Annotated in this window: 17 protein-coding genes and 2 pseudogenes; 5 read left to right on the top strand and 14 right to left on the bottom strand. The window is 65.7% G+C overall.

Going from position 1 to position 17,931, the window contains the following annotated elements; genetic code table 11:
• Positions 1 to 158 precede the first annotated feature (158 nt).
• From GLR48_RS13900 to GLR48_RS13860, 9 genes and pseudogenes are all read right to left on the bottom strand, one after another.
• The gene (locus GLR48_RS13900) at positions 159 to 947 is read right to left on the bottom strand and encodes an FAD binding domain-containing protein (RefSeq protein WP_237062304.1); all 789 of its coding nucleotides are present in this window, start codon (positions 945 to 947) and stop codon (positions 159 to 161) included.
• Positions 948 to 1,052: 105 nt separating this feature from the next.
• Positions 1,053 to 3,292, bottom strand: a pseudogene (locus tag GLR48_RS13895) (xanthine dehydrogenase family protein molybdopterin-binding subunit); the annotation flags it as partial.
• A gap of 279 nt (positions 3,293 to 3,571) precedes the next feature.
• A pseudogene (locus tag GLR48_RS13890) lies at positions 3,572 to 4,057 on the bottom strand ((2Fe-2S)-binding protein).
• 23 nt (positions 4,058 to 4,080) lie between these two features.
• The gene (locus tag GLR48_RS13885) at positions 4,081 to 4,605 is read right to left on the bottom strand and encodes a CoxG family protein (protein ID WP_237062303.1); all 525 of its coding nucleotides are present in this window, start codon (positions 4,603 to 4,605) and stop codon (positions 4,081 to 4,083) included.
• 795 nt (positions 4,606 to 5,400) lie between these two features.
• Complete coding sequence (locus tag GLR48_RS13880; protein WP_237062302.1) at positions 5,401 to 6,012, bottom strand: ABC transporter ATP-binding protein; 612 nt, start codon at positions 6,010 to 6,012, stop codon at positions 5,401 to 5,403.
• Complete coding sequence (locus GLR48_RS13875) at positions 6,009 to 6,203, bottom strand: hypothetical protein (RefSeq protein ID WP_237062301.1); 195 nt, start codon at positions 6,201 to 6,203, stop codon at positions 6,009 to 6,011. The genes GLR48_RS13880 and GLR48_RS13875 overlap by 4 nt, the downstream gene beginning before the upstream one ends.
• 96 nt (positions 6,204 to 6,299) lie before the next feature.
• A complete protein-coding gene (locus tag GLR48_RS13870; protein WP_237062299.1) occupies positions 6,300 to 6,773 on the bottom strand; it encodes an IS3 family transposase in 474 nt (157 codons plus the stop codon).
• A 4-nt stretch (positions 6,774 to 6,777) separates the two neighbouring features.
• On the bottom strand, positions 6,778 to 7,479 hold the full coding sequence (locus tag GLR48_RS13865) for an IS3 family transposase (protein WP_237062298.1): 702 nt from the start codon (positions 7,477 to 7,479) through the stop codon (positions 6,778 to 6,780).
• Complete coding sequence (locus tag GLR48_RS13860) at positions 7,479 to 7,619, bottom strand: transposase (RefSeq protein WP_237062297.1); 141 nt, start codon at positions 7,617 to 7,619, stop codon at positions 7,479 to 7,481. Before GLR48_RS13860 ends, GLR48_RS13865 begins: the two co-directional genes overlap by 1 nt.
• Positions 7,620 to 7,772: 153 nt before the next feature.
• On the opposite strand from GLR48_RS13860, the gene GLR48_RS13855 reads away from it, so the two are divergent.
• Genes GLR48_RS13855 through GLR48_RS13845 form a run of 3 tightly spaced genes read left to right on the top strand, consistent with a single transcriptional unit; the run spans position 7,773 to position 8,768 of the window.
• Complete coding sequence (locus GLR48_RS13855; protein ID WP_237062296.1) at positions 7,773 to 7,952, top strand: DNA methyltransferase; 180 nt, start codon at positions 7,773 to 7,775, stop codon at positions 7,950 to 7,952.
• Between the two features lie 48 nt (positions 7,953 to 8,000).
• Positions 8,001 to 8,483: a DNA methyltransferase gene (locus GLR48_RS13850; RefSeq protein WP_237062295.1), complete on the top strand. Its 483-nt coding sequence runs from the start codon at positions 8,001 to 8,003 to the stop codon at positions 8,481 to 8,483.
• A 6-nt stretch (positions 8,484 to 8,489) separates the two neighbouring features.
• Positions 8,490 to 8,768: a hypothetical protein gene (locus tag GLR48_RS13845; RefSeq protein ID WP_237062294.1), complete on the top strand. Its 279-nt coding sequence runs from the start codon at positions 8,490 to 8,492 to the stop codon at positions 8,766 to 8,768.
• Positions 8,769 to 8,804: 36 nt separating this feature from the next.
• Here GLR48_RS13845 and GLR48_RS13840 read toward each other — a convergent pair.
• A protein-coding gene (locus GLR48_RS13840) for an IS3 family transposase (protein WP_237062293.1) occupies positions 8,805 to 9,958 on the bottom strand; the annotation gives its coding sequence in 2 pieces (ribosomal slippage) (positions 8,805 to 9,706 and positions 9,706 to 9,958; 1,155 coding nt in all).
• Between the two features lie 77 nt (positions 9,959 to 10,035).
• Complete coding sequence (locus GLR48_RS13835; RefSeq protein WP_237062292.1) at positions 10,036 to 10,185, bottom strand: hypothetical protein; 150 nt, start codon at positions 10,183 to 10,185, stop codon at positions 10,036 to 10,038.
• Positions 10,186 to 10,580: 395 nt separating this feature from the next.
• On the opposite strand from GLR48_RS13835, the gene GLR48_RS13830 reads away from it, so the two are divergent.
• Both GLR48_RS13830 and glyA read left to right on the top strand, forming a co-directional pair.
• Positions 10,581 to 13,328 (top strand): phosphoenolpyruvate carboxylase, encoded by a 2,748-nt coding sequence (locus GLR48_RS13830; RefSeq protein ID WP_237062290.1) that lies wholly within the window; start codon positions 10,581 to 10,583, stop codon positions 13,326 to 13,328.
• Between the two features lie 24 nt (positions 13,329 to 13,352).
• Positions 13,353 to 14,648, top strand: a complete 1,296-nt coding sequence (glyA, locus tag GLR48_RS13825; protein ID WP_237062289.1) for a serine hydroxymethyltransferase — start codon at positions 13,353 to 13,355, stop codon at positions 14,646 to 14,648.
• 45 nt (positions 14,649 to 14,693) lie between these two features.
• Here the strand turns inward: glyA and GLR48_RS13820 are convergent, their stop codons facing one another.
• From GLR48_RS13820 to GLR48_RS13810, 3 genes are all read right to left on the bottom strand, one after another.
• Positions 14,694 to 14,990, bottom strand: coding sequence for an EthD family reductase (locus tag GLR48_RS13820; protein ID WP_237062288.1), 297 nt, complete (start codon positions 14,988 to 14,990; stop codon positions 14,694 to 14,696).
• Positions 14,991 to 15,132: 142 nt separating this feature from the next.
• Positions 15,133 to 16,035 carry a bifunctional methylenetetrahydrofolate dehydrogenase/methenyltetrahydrofolate cyclohydrolase FolD gene (gene folD, locus GLR48_RS13815; RefSeq protein WP_237062287.1) on the bottom strand — a complete coding sequence of 301 codons (903 nt, stop codon included), beginning with the start codon at positions 16,033 to 16,035 and terminating at the stop codon, positions 15,133 to 15,135.
• Between the two features lie 40 nt (positions 16,036 to 16,075).
• The gene (locus GLR48_RS13810) at positions 16,076 to 17,752 is read right to left on the bottom strand and encodes a formate--tetrahydrofolate ligase (protein ID WP_237062286.1); all 1,677 of its coding nucleotides are present in this window, start codon (positions 17,750 to 17,752) and stop codon (positions 16,076 to 16,078) included.
• Positions 17,753 to 17,931: the final 179 nt, after the last annotated feature.

Here is a 17,931-nt window from a genome sequence, read left to right as displayed (position 1 = left end):
CCGTCATTGACCGCCGGGCTCAGCAACACGGCTGCATCGCCGCAATATCGGCCCCGCGCCACGCAACCCGCCCGTCCGTCACGGCAACCTGCTGTCAGTATGACACGGCCCCCGCCGCAGTCCTGCGACGGGGGGTCTGCTTCAGTGCGGCAGGACCCTCACGTGGCGGCCATGACCGCGCGTTTGGTCATGACGTTGCAGAGGTGTGCGCGGTAGGGTTTGTCGCCGTGCAGGTCGGCGATCATGGGATCGGGGTCCATCGCGATGCCGTCCAGGGCTGCGGGGTCGAAGCGGGCGCTCAGCGCCTCTTCGGCCTGCGTCCAGCGGAACACGCCGCCTTCGGACGCGCCGGTGATCGCCACCCGCACGCCGTCGCCAAACCGCGCCACGAAGACCGCCACCAGCGGGAACCGCGACGCGGGCTGGATGAACTTTTCGTAGGCCGCAGCCACGGGCACCGGGAACTTCACCTCCGTCACGATCTCGCCCTCCTCCAGCGCTGTCGCGAACATGCCCTGGAAATAATCGTCCGCCGCGATCTCGCGCGTGTTGGTCACGATCACCGCACCGGACCCCAGCGCCGCCGCCGGATAGCAGGCCGAGGGGTCGTTGTTCGCCAGGCTCCCGCCGATCGTGCCCCGGTTGCGCACCGCCGGATCACCGATCCGCGCCGCGAGTGCGGCCAGCGCCGGATAGCCCGCCGCCGCCTCGCGCGCCACCTGCGCATGGGTCGTGGCCCCGCCGATGCAGATGCGGCCCGCGTCGTCGGTGCAGACCCCCTTCAGCTCCGGAATGCTGTGCAGGCTGACCAGCCGCCCCGGGTCCGCCAGCCGCGCCTTCAGCGTCGGGATCAGCGTCTGCCCGCCCGACAGCGCCTGCCCGCCCGCACCAATCGCCGCCACCGCGTCGGCAAGCGTCGTGGGCCGCTCCAATTCGAATGCATACATGATGTTTTATCCTTGTCCTGTGACCAGACGCGCAGGGTCCCCCCTTCTTCTGGTCAGAAATACTTCGGGGTCCGGGGCAGCGCCCCGGAACACCCCCTCACCCTATTGCATCGCCGCCCAGACGCGGCTCGGCGTCAGCGGCATGTTGATATGCGCCACGGTTTTGCCGCCCCCCGAGTTGATCGCGTCCAGCACCGCATTGACCAGGCTCGGCGGGCTGCCGATCGCCCCCGCCTCGCCGCAGCCCTTCACGCCCAGCGGGTTGTGGGTGCAGGGCGTCTGGCAGGAATGGTCCACCGTGTAGAACGGCACGTCCTCGGCCCGCGGCATCGCGTAGTCCATGTAGGACGCGCTCAAGAGCTGCCCGTCGCTGTCATAGACGCAGCCTTCCAGCATCGCCTGACCGATGCCTTGCGCGATCCCGCCGTGCACCTGCCCCGACACGATCATCGGGTTGATGATGTTGCCGAAGTCATCCGCCGCCGAGAAGCGCTCGATCTTCACATGCCCCGTCTCCGGATCCAGCTCCACCTCGCAGGCATAGGCGCCAGAGGGATAGGTGAAGTTCGCCGGGTCGTAGAACGCCGTCTCCTCCAGCCCCGGCTCGATATCCGTCAGCGGATAGTTGTGCGGCACATAGGCCGCCAGCGTCACGTCGCCCCAGGCCACGGATTTGTCCGTGCCCGCCACGCTGAACCGGCCGTCCTTCAGCTCGATGTCGCCCTCAGAGGCTTCCATCAGGTGGGCCGCGATCTTCTTGGCCTTGTTGATCACCTTCTCGGCGGCCCGCACCATCGCCGAGCCGCAGACGGCCAGCGACCGCGACCCGTAGGTGCCCATCCCGAAGGGGATCTTGGAGGTGTCGCCGTGCACGATGTCGATCTGGTCCTCGGGGATGCCGATCATCTCCGAGATCACCTGCGGGAAGGACGTCTCGTGCCCCTGCCCGTGGCTGTGCGCGCCGACCATGACGCTGATGCTCCCCGTCGCGTTCACCCGCACCGTGGCCGCGTCATAAAGACCCGCCCGCGCGCCAAGCTGTCCCACCAGGTTGCTGGGGGCGATGCCGCAGGCCTCGATGTAGCAGTTCACGCCCAGACCGCGCAGCTTGCCCTTCGCCTCGCTCGCCTTGCGCCGCGCGTCGAACCCCGCAAAGTCCGCGATGTCGATCAGCTTGTCCATCGTCGCATGGTAGTCGCCGGTGTCGTATTCCACCGCCACGGGCGTCGCATAGGGGAACTGGGTGATGAAGTTCTGACGTCGCAGCGCGATCGGATCGACGCCCAGCTCGCGCGCCGCCATGTCGATCACCCGCTCCAGCTGGAACGTGGCTTCCGGGCGGCCGGCACCGCGATAGGCATCGACGGGCACGGTATTGGTGAACACCGCCTTCACGTTCACGTAGATATGCGGCGTCTTGTAGTTGCCCGCCATCAGCGTGCCGTGCAGCCAGTCGGCGTGCAGGACGCGAAGGTCGACAGATACGCCCCCATGTTGGCATAGGTCTCGGTCCGGACCGCGACAAAGTTGTTGTCCTTGTCCAGCGCCAGCTCGATCTTGGTCACGTGATCGCGCCCGTGCGCGTCGGACATGAAGGCCTCGGACCGCGTGCTCGTCCACTTGACCGGCCGGTTCAGCGCCTTGGCCGCGAAGGTGCAGAAGGCCTCCTCCGCGTAGTGAAAGATCTTGGTCCCAAACCCGCCGCCCACGTCGGGGGCCACGACCCGCAGCTTGTGTTCCGGGATGCCCAGCACGAAGGCACCCATCAGCAGCCGGATCACATGCGGGTTCTGCGACGTCGTGTGCAGCGTGTGCATGTCGTCGGCGCGGTTGTACTCGCCCACGGCGACCCGCGGCTCCATCGGGTTGGCGACGAGGCGGTTGTTCACCAGCTCCAGCGTGGTGACATGCGCGGCCCCCTTGATCGCGTCGTCGACGGCCTGCCGGTTGTCTTCCACGAAGCCCCAGTCATAGCACAGGTTGCCGGTCAGATCGTCGTGCACCTTCGGCGCATCCGCCTTCACCGCCTCCTTCATGTCGATGACCGCCGGCAGCGTGTCGTAGTCCAGCACGATCGCCTCCGCCGCGTCGCGCGCCTGCGCCAGCGTGTCGGCCACCACCGCACAGATGGGCTCGCCCACGTGGCGGATCTTGCCCTGCGCCAGCACCGGGTGCCGCGGCTCCTGCATCGGCGCACCATGCCGGTCGGTGATCAGCCAGCCGCACGGCAGACCGCCCACCGCCTCGAAGTCGGCACCCGTAAAGATCCGGTGCACCCCAGGCATCGCCGCGGCCGCAGCCGTGTCCACACCGTTCAGCACCGCATGGGCCACATCCGCGCGCAAAAAATGCACGTGCAACTGGCCATAGATGTTGATGTCGTCCGTATAATTGCCGGTTCCGGTCAGGAACCGCACATCCTCGCGCCGCTTGCTGCTGGCACCGATTCCGCTGTCCTTGGGCATGATCTGGTCCTCTCCCTGCAGGTCGGACGCATGCGCCCCTCCCCCTGCTTCTTCTGGTTTGAAATACTTCGGGGGGAGGCGAAGCCGGGGATCGTCATTGTTCGCCATTGGTTCAAGAACAATGGACGATGCCCCCCGGCCACCCTCACCCCCGCAAACTCACTCCGCCGCCAGCGCCGGCATCTCCTGCCCCGACGCCGCCATGATCGCCTTCACGATGTTATGGTAGCCCGTGCAGCGGCAGATGTTGCCCTCCGGTGGTGCCGCACCTCCGCCTCGCTGGGCACGGGGTTCTCCTTCAGCAGGCTTGCCGCCGCCATCACCATCCCCGGCGTGCAGAACCCGCACTGCAGCCCGTGGTGATCTCGGAACGCCTGCTGGATCGCAGACAGCGTCCCGTCAGCCGCAGCCACCCCCCCCTCGATCGTGGCCACCTCCGCCCCCGTCCGCCTCCACCGCGAACATGCTGCAGGCCTTCACCTGCAACCCGTCCACATGCACCGTGCACGCCCCGCACTGCGACGTGTCGCACCCCACATGCGTCCCCGTCAGATGCAGATCCTGACGCAGGAAATCCACCAGCAACGTCCGGCCCTCAACATCACCAGACACCGCACGCCCGTTCACTCTCATCGAAACTTTCATCGTCGTCCTCCCTTGCATTCCCGTCAGTCCTTCGAGCCGATCAGCCGCTTGACCCAGCCCTTCTTCTCCGCCTCAGGCGCATCCGGTGCCGGCGCATCGGCCGCATCGACGCCCTCGACCACCGCCTTGAAGTCGTCAAAGAACTGGTCCGCCATCTTGCGCGCGAAGCCGTCGATGATCCGGCTGCCCAGCTGCGCCATCTTGCCGCCGACCTTGGCGTTCACCACGTAGGCCAGCGTCGTGCCCGCCCCGTTCGGCGTCAGCACCACATCCGCCCCGCCCGACGCAAAGCCCGCAGGCCCGCCCTTGCCCGCCCCCGTGATCGTCAGGCTCTGCGGCGGCGTCATCGCCGACAGCGTCACCTCGCCCAGAAACGTGGCCTTCACAGGACCCACCTTCTGCACCACCGTCGCGGTAAAGCCCGCCTCCGGCGATCCCTCCATCTGCGTGCAGCCCGGCACGCACCGCCGCAGCACATCAGCATCCAGCAAAGCCGCCCACACCACCTCCGGCGCCGCCGCAATCTCCCGCTCGTCCTTCAGTTCCATACACTCAATCCTCACCTCAAATGCCGCGACAACGCACGGATCCAACCATGATCCGAAGGGTGTCACGGCTATCATGCCGTCATCAAGCGCCGGGACGATCGCAACGTCAACCGCATAACAATGAGAGCGGTGGACCATGTGCATCGCCAGAGGCTGCCTTCTGATCCCGGCCGACAGACGCGCCGGCAGCGCGCGATCGACGACGCCCGCGTCGGTCAGGCCGGCCAGCAACGGCGCGCCACCCGCGTCATAACGGGGACACCACCGTTTGGCATGGGGGCCACGGAATGCAGAAGGCCGGGTCACGCCAGGTCATTGGGATCGACATATCCGTGCCGATCCCCGCGAGGAAGAACGGCGCGATCCTCTCCTCTTGGTCAGGGGAACCGCGTTTAGACCTGCAGGCGCGCACGGTCGCTCTTGCCAGAGAGGGCGACATAAGATGTGAAATGTTTGATTGCGCTTACGGCGCCCTTTTCGTCGTGCACATTTTCTCGATACGCATTCGACGACGTCCCCAAGGCGCGCTCATCCGCGGGACGGATCAACTTTGACCTGTCGCTGCAGCGCGGTTCCGGTGTGGCACAGGACGACACGGCGGGGTGTGTGCTGCGTGATGCGACCGCTCAAACGGGTCGCCGCTCTCGCCGCACCCGCAGGTTATGGCCCGGAGCAGGCCAACCGCGCTGCGAACCACTGGAGCCCTGCGCCGGCGACCTGCTCCGGTGGCACGCGTCGGACCGGGGCCAGCCCCGGACCCCGAAGTATTTTTGACCAGAAGAAGGGGACCGCGCCTTAGGCCGTGACGTGGGTGTCTGCAGCGAGCGTGGCGGGGCGTCCGGCAAGGGTCAGGGTCCGGGTCGCAAGACGGCGGGCTTCCTCGCCTGCGTGGGTGACGAGGATGCTGGCCATGTCGCGGCGGGCGCGCAGGGCGGCGAAGAGGGTCATCATCTCGTCCGCCGCGGTGGCATCCAGGGACACGAAGGGTTCGTCAAGAAGCATCAGATCGGGATCGCAGGCAAAGGCGCGGGCCAGCGCCAGGCGGCGCTGCTGACCCAGCGACAACTGGTCGGGGAAGCGGTCGGCAAAGGTGCCGAGGCCGACCTCGTCGAGCGCCGTCGCAGCCCTGCCCGGTGTGACCTTCGCCGCGATTTCGATGTTGCGCTGTGCGCTGCGCCAGCGCAGCAGCGTCGGTTCCTCAAAGACGAAGGCCATCCGGCCGGTGATCCGTGGGCTGCCCTGTGCCGGATAGACGCCGGCGATGATGCGCAACAGCGTCGACTTGCCGATGCCGGAGGGGCCGGTCAGGGCCAGCGTCTCGCCCCTGTCGACCCGCAGCGTCAGCGGACCGAGGACCGGGGTCCGCCCGAAGGAAAACCCCGGCAGATCAAGTTCAATGACCGTCATTCGGCGGGTATATAGAACAGGCCGTCCGGCAGCGCCGTGACCTCGCCCACAAGGTCTGAACCGCCCAGGTCGGCCATGACCTTCAGCATCCGGTCCGCCGCGGCCAGATCGACGGCGCCAGCGGCGGGTGTTCCGGCATTGAAGCCCTCCTGCAGGGCCTTGAACTCTGCATCGTCATCGACGCGCATCATGTCGCGCAGACGGTCCTAGGCGGCGGGATCGGTCGCGAGCTTCGCCTTCGCCGCCGCACTCGCCCGTGAGCTGCTGCCGGTTTCGTGGACACCGGGTTAGGTTTGCATAGCTCGGTCCTCGAACGCCATAGGGCTGAGATAGCCCAGCTTCGAATGCCGTCGCCTCGGATTGTAAAAGCGCTCGATGTAGTCGAACACGTCGGCGCGTGCCGCGTCACGGGTGCGGTAGACCTTGCGGGCTGTCCGTTCGATCTTCAGCGACGAGAAGAAGCTCTCCATTGCTGAGTTGTCCCACACATTGCCCGCACGGCTCACCCGGCAAATGATGCCGTTGTCCAGCAGCAGGCGCTGAAACTGCTCACTGGTATATTGCGATCCTTGGTCTGAGTGATGGAGCAGCGCGTCAGCCTTTCCGCGCCGCCAGACGGCCATCCGCTGCCCGGCAGTGGTTTGCAGGTCATTCCGGTGGAATGACTGGCAAACCATGAGAGGGATCAGCGCATCCATGACCAGTGAAGCATCCCGTTCCGCCTTCATGGACCAGCCGACGGTGAGCCATTGATGCGCCATTGGTTCAAGCACAATGGCGAACCCTGGAGAACAGGTCCAGCACGACCGCCACGTAGAGCCAGCCCTCTGCGGTCCAGATGTAGGTGAAGTCGGCAAGCCACTTCTGGTTCGGCCGGTCTGCTGTGAAGTCGCGGTCAAGGATGTTGTCGGCGATGACCGACCGCTCGCCGTCATCCTTCGGGTTCCCGCGGCGTTTGGGCCGCGCTCTCATTGCATTTAGCCGCATCAAGCGTTCGATCCGGTGCAGTCCACATGCGAGACCTTCTTCCAGAACGTCACGCCAGACCCGGCGGGCGCCATAGGTGCGATCGCTGGCCTTGAAGCTCTTGTCGATCGACTGGACGAGCTTTGCATCCTGAGCCGCGCGTTCGCTTATCGGCCTTCTGAGCCAGGCATGAAAGCCGGATCGGGGAGACGCCCAGCACCGCGCACATCCAGCTGATCCCGTTGCCCTCTCGGCGATGCGTGCATCGCCGAGAGGGGCCAAATGTGCCGATGCTTTGCCACGAAAGCGAACGTCATGTCGCTTCCCGCGCGAAGTAGGCGCTCGCCATTGTGCTCGAACCAATGGCGCACATGGCTCGCCCTTTTTTAGGATGTCACGCTCCGCCTTGAGCTTGGCGACCTCTCTCTTCAGGGTCGCAATCTCGGCCAATTCTGCGCGTTGCAAGCCATTGCCGGGAAACGCCGCAACAGGCGCTCCCATCAATTCCCGCATCCAGCGACGCGAGCCACGCTCTCCGCAAGATCCAGGTCCCGGCACGCCTGAGCGACCGCAACGCCTCGCTCGGTCACCAGCCTTACCGCCTCGATCTTGAACTCGCGGCTAAACTTCCGTCTCGTCATATCCACTCTCCAGTTCAATGGTCACGATCTTATCTTCGTGTCCACAAAACCGGCAGCAGCTCACTTCGGCACTCTGCTGGAATGCGCCCTGCCGCCAAAGGACCGGCACAAGCTGGGCGCCCACTACCCCCCCCCGCCTATGTCAAGCGGCTGGTGAACCCGACCGTGATGGAACCGCTGCGCGCTGACTGGGTCGCCGTGCAGGCCTCTGCTCTGATCCTGACCGATCAGAGCCGGCAGAAGGACGCGCTAAACCTCGTCAAGGCCTTTCACCGCCGCATCTGCGCGATCCGGGTGCTGGCCCCCGCCTGCGGGTCCGGTAACTTCCTGTAAGTGGCGCTTGAACCGATGTAGCGGTTGGAAGGCGAAGTCACCGTCGTCATGACCCAGCGGGGCGAGGATCAGGTGTCACTCTCGCTCGAAGGGCATACGGTAGATCCGCACCCGTTTCTGGGGATCAAGCTGAACCCATGGGCCGCCGCGGTGGCGGAACTGGTGCTGTGGATCGGCTACCTGCAATGGCATTTTTGCACCCGCGGCAAGGCCAGTCCGGCAGAGCCTGTCCTGCGCGATATCAAGACCATCGAAAACCGGGACGCCGTGCGGACATGGGACGCGGTGACGCCCTGGCTGGACGCGGACGGCGCGCCCGTCACCCGCTGGGACGGCGAGACCACGATCACCAGCCAGCCCATCCCCGACCCTGACCCCGATGCGCGGGGGCAGATCATCGACGACGCCAACCCGAAACCCGCGAAATGGCCAGAGGCGGATTTCATCGTCGGCAACCCGCCCTTCATCGGCGCCAGCCGGATGCGGGACGCACTGGGCGACGGCTATGCCGAGGCGCTGTGGACAGCCTAACCCAAGATGCCGCAAAGCGCCGATTTCGTCATATTCTGGTGGGAGAAGGCAGCCCTCGCCACCCGCGCCTTGAAGCTCGGGAGCGACAAGGCAAAGGCCAAGGACACCCGCCGCATGGGCTTCATCACGACGACCTTCCTGCGCCAGACCTTCAACAGCCGTGTGCTGGAGCCTCATCTGAACGACCGAAAGACACCGCTGTCGCTACTGTTCGCTGTGCCGGATCAGGGGGCCATGGACCTCGGTGTCGCGGCGACCGCTGTCAAGGCGCCCTGGGCGAAGTGAGGTGCTCCCCTTCCCTTGGACAGGATCTGGCGCTTTCTAAGCTCTGATCTGCTCCTGCTGATCGGGTTGCGTTGCTTCGACTTTCAGCGAGTAGACTACGGCCGGTGGTTGGCCGCCAAGGGCTTTGTGCGGGCGGCGGTGATTGTAGAACCCCATCCATGTCCGGACACCCGCGCGGGCCTGAGACCCGGTCTCCCAGACATGCAGATAGACGCACTCGTATTTCAGCGTGCGCCACAGGCGCTCGATGAAGATGTTGTCCAAGTAGCGGCCCTTGCCATCCATCGATATACGGACGCCCGACCGCCGCAGGCGATCTGTCCAGGCAAACGATGTGAACTGCGATCCCTGATCGCTGTTCATGATGTCAGGTGGCCCGAACCGATAGATTGCCTCGTTCAGCGCGTCGACGCAGAAGTCGGCGTCCAGCGTGTTCGAGATCCGCCAGGCCAGAACCATTCGGGTGTGCCAGTCCATGATCGCCACCAGATAGAGAAACCCTCTGCGCATCGGCAGGTAGGTGATGTCCACGCACCAAACCTGATTGGGCCGCTCTACGCGCAGCCCGCGCAAGAGGTAGGGATAGGTCTTGTGCCCATTCGCCGGCTTGCTGGTGTTGGGTTTCTGGTAGATTGGCATCAAACCAATCAGGCGCATAAGCCGACGGATGCGCTTCTCGTTCACCGCGTGTCCCTCGTTGCGCAGGTGCCACGTCATCTGGCGCACGCCGAAGAAGGGCGTCTCCAGGAATTGCACGTCGATCAGCCGCATCAGCGCGAGGTTCTGCTCCGTCTCACCCTGCGGCATGTAATAAAACGACGACCGCGGTATCGACAGAAGCGCGCACTGCTGGCCAATCGACAGGTCCGGATGGTCGCGCTCGACCATGCTGCGCCTCACTTCCCGCCCCAAGGTTTGAGCTTTCTTTCCAAAAAAGAGTTGGCCACCGCCAGCTCCCCGATCTTGGCATGCAGATCCCTGACCTGGTCTTCATCGATGACCGGCGTCTTGCGGCCGCCGCGTTCAAAGACACCGGACGCGCCATCCAGCAGCGCACGTTTCCATTGGTTGATCATCGTCGGATGCACGCCGAACCGGCTCGCCAGCTCCGACACCGTCGCCTCACCTTTCAGCGCCTCAAGCGCCACCTTCGCCTTGAACTCAGGGGCGTGCTGCTTTCGTTTCGACATCTTCGATCTCCTTCGTGGTGAAGATCAACAGACAGCAAATCGGAGCTTACGTCAGTGTCCAGTTTTCGGGGGGCACCTCAAAGTCTTTGCCAGATCAGATGTCCGCCGTGCACCGCACTCTGGGCGATCTTGGAGTGGCCTTCCCCGCACAGGTCGCCCACCAGTTTGCCCGCTGGCCGCGCAACGACCGTCCGGCCCTTGCTGGCGACGCTGACAACCATGGGCATGGCCCGGATCGTCGCAGGCGGACGGTTCGCCGCCTGACCCAGCGGCAGCGGACTTCTCCCCCGCGACTAACGGCCCTGCCCTCGCGGACCCGGAAATACGCGCCCGCGCATGCGCCACGGCGCAGAGCCTTGACACCGGTGCGACCATCGGGCCCGCAATTGGTACGGGCGCGCATCGCGGGGCGGCCGCATCACTGCGATCCGGTCTTTCGCCAGTCTCGCGCGCCAAAGCCGCGCGCGGACGGCCCGCCATTGCCTTGTCTTGCGCGTGATCTGCCCGATCGGGTAAGGCAGGACCCTACCCGTCGGCGGGGGGTTTCTATACCAACGGTTCTGTCGCGGGCGGGACAATCGGTGTGTCATGGGGGTCAACCCCCGACGCAAGGTCACCGATCATGCTCCAGACCAAAACACGGGCGCCAGCGCCACGGACAGATGCCACCGACCCCGCACCGAGCGGCGATGCCTCTGGCGTGCGCGCGATCCTCAAGCGCAGCCTGATCGCGGTGACGCAAGGCCAGATCCCCGACGTGGCGCGTCTGCTGGACGGCCATACACCGATCAACCTTGTGGCGCGCAGCGACCGGTTTCTGGCGCTGCAACTGCTGGGCACATGGCATCAGCTTCTGGCCATCGCGCGCGAGTTCGAAGCGGTGCAGCAGCGCCGGACGACCGAACGCGCGGGCGAAGCGGCGGATATCGCGGGATCCTTTGCCGAAGTGCTGGGCCGGGTCGCGCAGTCCGGCGCCTCTGCCGCCACGGTCAACGCGGCGGTGCGCCGGCTGCGGGTCGGCCCGACGATGACCGCACACCCGACCGAGACCAAGCGCGTCACGGTACTGGCCAACCATCGCCGCATCTATCGCCGCCTGACGGACCTTCTGGGGCGCAGCTGGGCCCCGCGCGAAGAAGACGCCCATCTACAGGCGCTGACCTCTGAAATCGAGCTTCTGTGGCTGACCGGAGAGTTGCGTCTGGAAAAGCCCACTGTGGCACAAGAGGTGGCCTGGGGCCTCTATTTCTTTGGCGAAGTCCTTTATGACGCCGTGCCGACCCTGCACGAGATGCTGACCGACGCCCTGCGCCGTCTGTCCTATGACGCGACCCCCGGTGCCTTCCTGCGGTTTTCCAGCTGGATCGGCGGCGACCGCGACGGCAACCCGCATGTGACCGCCGATGTCACCCGCGCGGCTTTGCGCGCATACAGGCGCGCGGCATTGGCGTCCTACCGGCCAGTGCTGGACCAGATGTGCCATGACCTGTCGCTCAGCCTGTCGGTGGCCGACGTGCCGCAGCCGCTGTTGGCGATGGTGGCGGAACAGCTCGACCTGTGCGGGCCGGCGGCCGACACGACCCGGTGGCACAACGCGGCAGAGCCGTTCCGGCAAGGCGCCACGGCCCTGCTGATCCGGCTGAATGCCACGATTGCTGCGGATGCGGGCGAGACGCCGCAGGCGACCCCCTTCCGCAACGCGCGCGAGTTCCTGACGGCCGTGACGGCGCTGGACGCCGGCCTGCTGGCGGTGGGGGCACAGAACACCTCGGCCCGGCGCACCCGGCCCCTGATGCGCCGGATCGAGACCTTCGGCTTTCATACCGTGTCCCTCGATATCCGGCAGAACGCCACGGTCATCAACCGCACCGTCGCCGCCGTCCTGCGCGCGCGCGGCGAGGTGGTGCCGGATGAAGGCAGCCCGGCGTGGTCGCAGGTCATCGCCCATGTGCTGCAACACGACACGGCGCTGGATATGGATACCGCTGACCTGCCGGAGGAAGCGGTAGAGACGCTCGACCTGTTCCGCCTGATGGCAGAGACACGCGCCCGCGAGCGCGGCGCAATCGGTGCCTTCATCCTGTCGATGACGACCTCGGCCGACGACATCCTCGCGGTCTATCTGCTGGCCCGCTGGACGGCGACCGCCGCCGACGCCGCGCAGGACGCGCCGCTGCACATTGAGGTCGTGCCGCTGCTGGAAACGATCGACGACCTACGCGCCGCGACCGACATACTGGAGACTCTGTTCGCCAACCGCACCGTGCGCCGCGCGATCCGCGATCACGGCGACGCGCAGGAAATCATGCTGGGCTATTCGGACAGCAACAAGGACGGCGGGTTTCTGACCTCCAACTGGGAGCTGTCGAAGGCGCAGACCGCCGTGCAGCGCATCGGTGCCAGGCATCGCATCGCCATCTCGTTCTTTCACGGCCGCGGCGGATCGGTCAGCCGGGGCGGCGCCCCCGCCGGGCGCGCCATTGCCGCCCAGCCCGAAGGCACCGTCGACGGCCGCCTGCGCGTGACCGAACAGGGCGAAATCGTCTCGGCCAAGTTCGCGAACCGCGGCACGGCGCTGGGCAACCTCGAATTCCTGACCGCCGCCGTACTGCGGCATACGCTGGAACAGCCGACCGACCGCCGGTCGTCGGATTCGCCGGAGTTCAACGAGGCGCTGGCGGCCCTCGCCGGTCTGAGCCAGGTGAAATACCTCGACCTGACAGGCACGCAGGGCTTCATCGACTATTTCAACGCGGCCAGCCCCGTCGAGGAACTGGCGCTGCTGAAGATCGGCTCGCGCCCTGCGAAACGCTTTGGCACCGGCGTGCGCGACCTCAGCGACCTGCGCGCGATCCCTTGGGTTTTCGCGTGGAGCCAGAACCGCCACATGCTGACCGGCTGGTACGGCATCGGGTCGGCCCTGTCGTCCTTTACCCGGGTGCGCGGCGACGACGGGTTGGACCTGCTGCGCCGCATGTTCGAACGGTCGCGCCTGTTCCGGCTGGTGATCGACGAGGCTGAAAAGGTGCTGTTCCAGGCCGACATGGCCATCGCCCGCGCCTACGCCGGGCTGGTGCAGGACGACGCCGTGCGCGACGCGGTCTTTGCCAAGATCGAGCGGGAATACGACCTGACGCGCAACATGATCCTTGCCGTCACCGGCGGGGGCGACCTGTCGCGGCGGTTCCCGGACTACCGCGCGCAGGCCGACGCGATCCGCCCCCAGATGATCGGCGTCCACCGGATGCAGATCGACCTGCTTGACCGGGTCCGTCGCGCGGGCGGCGCGGACAGCGCGGACCCCGCGGACGTCGACAGCCTGCTCATGTCCATTCACGTCATATCCAGCGGGTTGGGCTGGACCGGTTGAACAAAACCTCAGGGAGAGAGAACCATGAACATCGCAACGAAGGCCGTGGACGCGCGCCACGCTTTTTTCCACAGCCGGCTGACAGACACGGACCCGGAGGTGCAGGGCACGATCACCCGTGAACTGGGCCGCCAGCGCGACGAGATCGAGCTGATCGCGTCGGAAAACATCGTCAGCCGCGCCGTCATGGACGCGCAGGGCTCTGTTATGACGAACAAATATGCCGAAGGCTATCCGGGCCGCCGCTACTATGGCGGTTGCCAGTATGTCGATCAGGCCGAGGATCTGGCCCGCGATCGCCTCAAGCAGCTGTTCGGCTGCACCTATGCCAACGTGCAGCCCAATTCCGGATCGCAGGCCAACCAGGCCGTCTTCATGACGCTGATGCAGCCCGGCGACACGTTTCTGGGCCTGAACCTTGCCGCGGGCGGTCACCTGACCCACGGGGCGAGCGTCAATCAATCGGGCAAATGGTTCAACGCCGTGCATTATTCCGTGCGCGAGGACGACCATCTGCTCGACATGGATCAGGCCGCGCAGCTGGCGGAAGAGCATAAACCCAAGGTCATCGTCGCCGGCGGGTCCGCCTATTCGCGTCACATCGACTTTGCCGCCTTCCGTGCCATCGCGGATTCCGTGGGCGCGAAGCTGTTCGTGGATATGGCCCACTTCGCAGGTCTGGTGGCCGGTGGCATGCACCCCTCGCCCCTTCCTTTCGCCGATGTCGTGACCTCCACGACGCACAAGACCCTGCGCGGCCCGCGTGGCGGGATCATCCTGTCGAATGACGAGGAACTGGGCAAGAAACTGAACTCAGCCGTCTTTCCCGGCCTGCAAGGCGGCCCCTTGATGCACGTCATTGCCGCCAAGGCCGTGGCCTTTGGCGAGGCCCTTCAGCCCGCCTACAAGGACTACATCAGGCAGGTGGTCGACAACGCCCGCGCGCTGGCGGACACGCTGCAGCAGGGCGGCGTGGACATCGTGTCGGGCGGCACCGACACGCACCTGATGCTGGCGGATCTGCGCCCCAAGGGCCTGTCCGGCAAGGTGGTCGAAGAGGCACTGGGACGCGCGCACATCACCTGCAACAAGAACGGCATTCCTTTCGACCCCGCCCCGCCGATGAAACCGTCGGGCATCCGCCTCGGCACGCCCGCGATCACGACACGCGGTCTGGGCGAGGCCGAGGCGCGCGAGGTGGGCCGGATGATCCTGCAGGTCATCGACGGTCTGGTCGCCAACGGTGACGACAACGCAGGGGTCGAGGCAGAGGTACGCGGTCAGGCCGAGGCACTGATGGGACGGTTCCCGATCTACTGACAGCCGTCACGGCGCCGCGCGATGGCGCGGCGCCGTGCAAACGGCCTAGTCCAGCACGTCGCCCGTCAGAACCACGGGAGCGCCCGAATAGAAGTGCGGAATGTCGTCCAGCGCCGGACCGGCCGCAGCCAGCGCGGCGTCGCGCGCGGCAGCGTCGGCAAAGACAAACGTGGCGATCGCGTGAAAAGGCGCAGCATCGCCGGTGCCTTTCACGACGACGATGCGTTGGGCGTGCGGTGCCATATGTGTGTCCACCAGTCCCAAGTGTGTGTCAGCGTAGTAGTCGTGGTCGAATGTCGTGCCACCGGTCGTCGGATACAGCACCTGCAAGGAAACGGACATGAAAACCTCCCGGAATGTCGGGGCCGCCAGCGCAGCCCTGCGGTCAGGTTAAGCCGGGCTGTAAGCCAATGCCACCATGTTCCGGTCAGGATCTGCTGCGTCCGGCGCGGGGGGCCTGCCTTGCCCCCCGTCGTGGCGTCCATCAGGCCGTCAGCCCCTCCGGTTCTGCCACGCCGTTGGCACGGCAGCAGGCGGTCAGGGTGTTGGCCAGCAGGCAGGCGATGGTCATCGGACCGACACCGCCAGGAACGGGCGTGATGGCCCCCGCGACGGCGGCGCAGCTGTCGAAATCCACGTCGCCCACCAGCCGCGTCTTCCCCTCGCCCTTGTCGGGCGCCGGAATACGGTTGATGCCGACATCGATGACCGTCGCACCCGGCTTGATCCAGTCGCCCGGCACCATCTCTGGCCGGCCCACGGCGGCGACCACGATATCCGCGCGGCGCACGACGTCCGCAAGATCCTTCGTGCGGGAATGGGCGATGGTGACGGTGCAGCTGTCATTTAGCAGCAGTTGTGCCATCGGCTTGCCCACGATGTTGGACCGGCCGAGGATCACCGCTTCCAGCCCCGAAAGCGATCCGTGATGGTCGCGCAGCATCATCAGGCAACCCAGCGGCGTGCAGGGCACCATGCTTTTCTGCCCCGTCCCCAGCAGGCCCACGTTTGAGATATGGAACCCGTCCACATCCTTCGCCGGATTGATCGCATTGATGATCAGGTCGGAATCGAGGTGCGCAGGAAGAGGCAGCTGCACGAGGATGCCGTGCACGGCCGGATCGTCGTTCAGCTGATGCACCACCGCCAGCAGGTCCGCCTCTGACACCTCGGCGTCCAGCTTGTGTTCGAACGAGTTCATCCCGACCTCGACCGTCTGCTTGCCCTTGGCGCGGACGTAGACCTGGCTGGCCGGGTCCTCGCCCACCAGCACGACGGCCAGACCGGGGGTGATGCCGTGATCGGTCTTCAGCTTGGTCACATGGGTCGCGACCTTGTCGCGGACGGTTGCGGCAAAGGCCTTGCCGTCGAGGATCGTTGCAGTCATCGGGGATTCCTTGTCGTCTTGCAGGAGGTCGGGACCATCGTCAGAACAACCCTTCGATCTGGCCGTCAGAGTCGAGGCGAATGGTCTCTGACGCAGGATGTCGCGGCAGGCCGGGCATGGTCATGATCTCGCCGCAGATGGCCACGACGAAGCCCGCACCGGCAGACAGGCGCACCTCGCGCACCGGCAATGTGTGGCCCGTCGGCGCGCCACGGCGATTCGGGTCGGTGGTGAAGGAATACTGCGTCTTGGCAATGCAGATCGGCAGGTGGCCGTAGCCCTGATCCTCCCATTCTTTCAGTTGCGCGCGGATCTTGCCGTCGGCGGCGACGCCGTCGGCGTGATAGATCCGGGTCGCGATGGTCTCGATCTTGTCGAACAGCGGCATCTCGTCGGGGTAAAGCGTGCGGAAATCAGCCTGATCGCTGTCGGCAAGGGCCACGACCTTGTGGGCCAGCTCCTCGATCCCGGCACCGCCGTCGGCCCAGTGCTTGCACAGCACCGCCTCTGCCCCCTGTTGCGCGACATAGTCGCGGACGGCCTGCACCTCGGCCTCTGTATCGCCCGAGAAATGGTTGATCGCCACGATCACCGGCACGCCAAAGCCCTGCAGGTTGGCGATATGGCGACCCAGGTTGGGGCAGCCGTCCTGCACGGCGGTCACGTTTTCCGCACCAAGGTCCGCCTTGGCCACGCCGCCGTTCATCTTCATCGCGCGCACGGTTGCGACGAGGACGACGGCGCTGGGTGACAGACCGGCCTTGCGGCACTTGATGTTCATGAACTTCTCGGCGCCCAGATCGGCGCCGAATCCCGCCTCTGTCACCACGTAATCCGCCAGTTTCAGCGCCGTCGTCGTGGCGATGACCGAATTGCAGCCGTGGGCGATATTGGCGAAGGGGCCGCCGTGGACGAAGGCCGGGTTGTTTTCCAGCGTCTGCACCAGATTGGGCTGCATCGCGTCCTTCAGCAGGACGGTCATGGCACCATCGGCCTTCAGATCGCGGCAATAGACGGGCTGCTTGTCGCGGGTATAGGCCACGATCATGTCGCCCAGACGCTTTTCCAGATCCTTGAGATCGCGCGCAAGGCACAGGATCGCCATGACCTCGGAGGCCACCGTGATGTCGAACCCGGTCTGCCGGGCAAAGCCGTTGGCGACACCGCCCAGCGAGGTCACCACATCGCGCAGGGCGCGGTCGTTCATGTCCAGCACCCGCCGCCAGACGACGCGCCGCAGGTCGATGTCCAGCGCATTGCCCCAGTAGATGTGGTTGTCGATCATCGCCGACAGCAGGTTGTGCGCAGAGGTGATGGCGTGGAAATCGCCGGTAAAGTGCAGGTTCATGTCCTCCATCGGGACAACCTGCGCGTAGCCGCCGCCTGCGGCCCCGCCCTTCATGCCGAAGTTCGGCCCCAGCGACGCCTCTCGGATGCAGATGGCGGCCTTTTTGCCGATCCGGTTCAACCCGTCGCCCAGTCCCACGGTCGTCGTGGTCTTGCCTTCGCCCGCGGGCGTGGGGTTGATCGCCGTCACAAGGATCAGCTTGCCGTTCGGCCGGTCCTGCAGACCCGAGATGAAACTCTGGCTGATCTTGGCCTTGTCATGGCCGTAAGGCAGCATGTCGACAGCCCCGATGCCCAGACGGGCGCCCACGTCCTGTATCGGCTGTTTGATTGCCTCGCGTGCAATCTGGATATCCGTCTTCACCGCCATTCAAGTTCCTCCCAAAACCCGTGTCTGTCACGGTGCTGCCATGAACCACAACGCCTCGGCAATCGACACATGACACCGACTGCCGGTTTGCCGCAAGTTTCCGTCCTGCCGGATGTTGCCCCACTACCCGGTCGGGCGGGAAACCCGGTATACGTCCGTATGCCGTAACGCATTGTGAT

This window comes from Loktanella sp. M215 (genome assembly GCF_021735925.1).
Lineage (GTDB): Bacteria > Pseudomonadota > Alphaproteobacteria > Rhodobacterales > Rhodobacteraceae > Loktanella.
The sequence above is the reverse complement of the archived record's forward strand: the minus strand, read 5'-3'. Positions and strand labels throughout refer to the sequence as shown.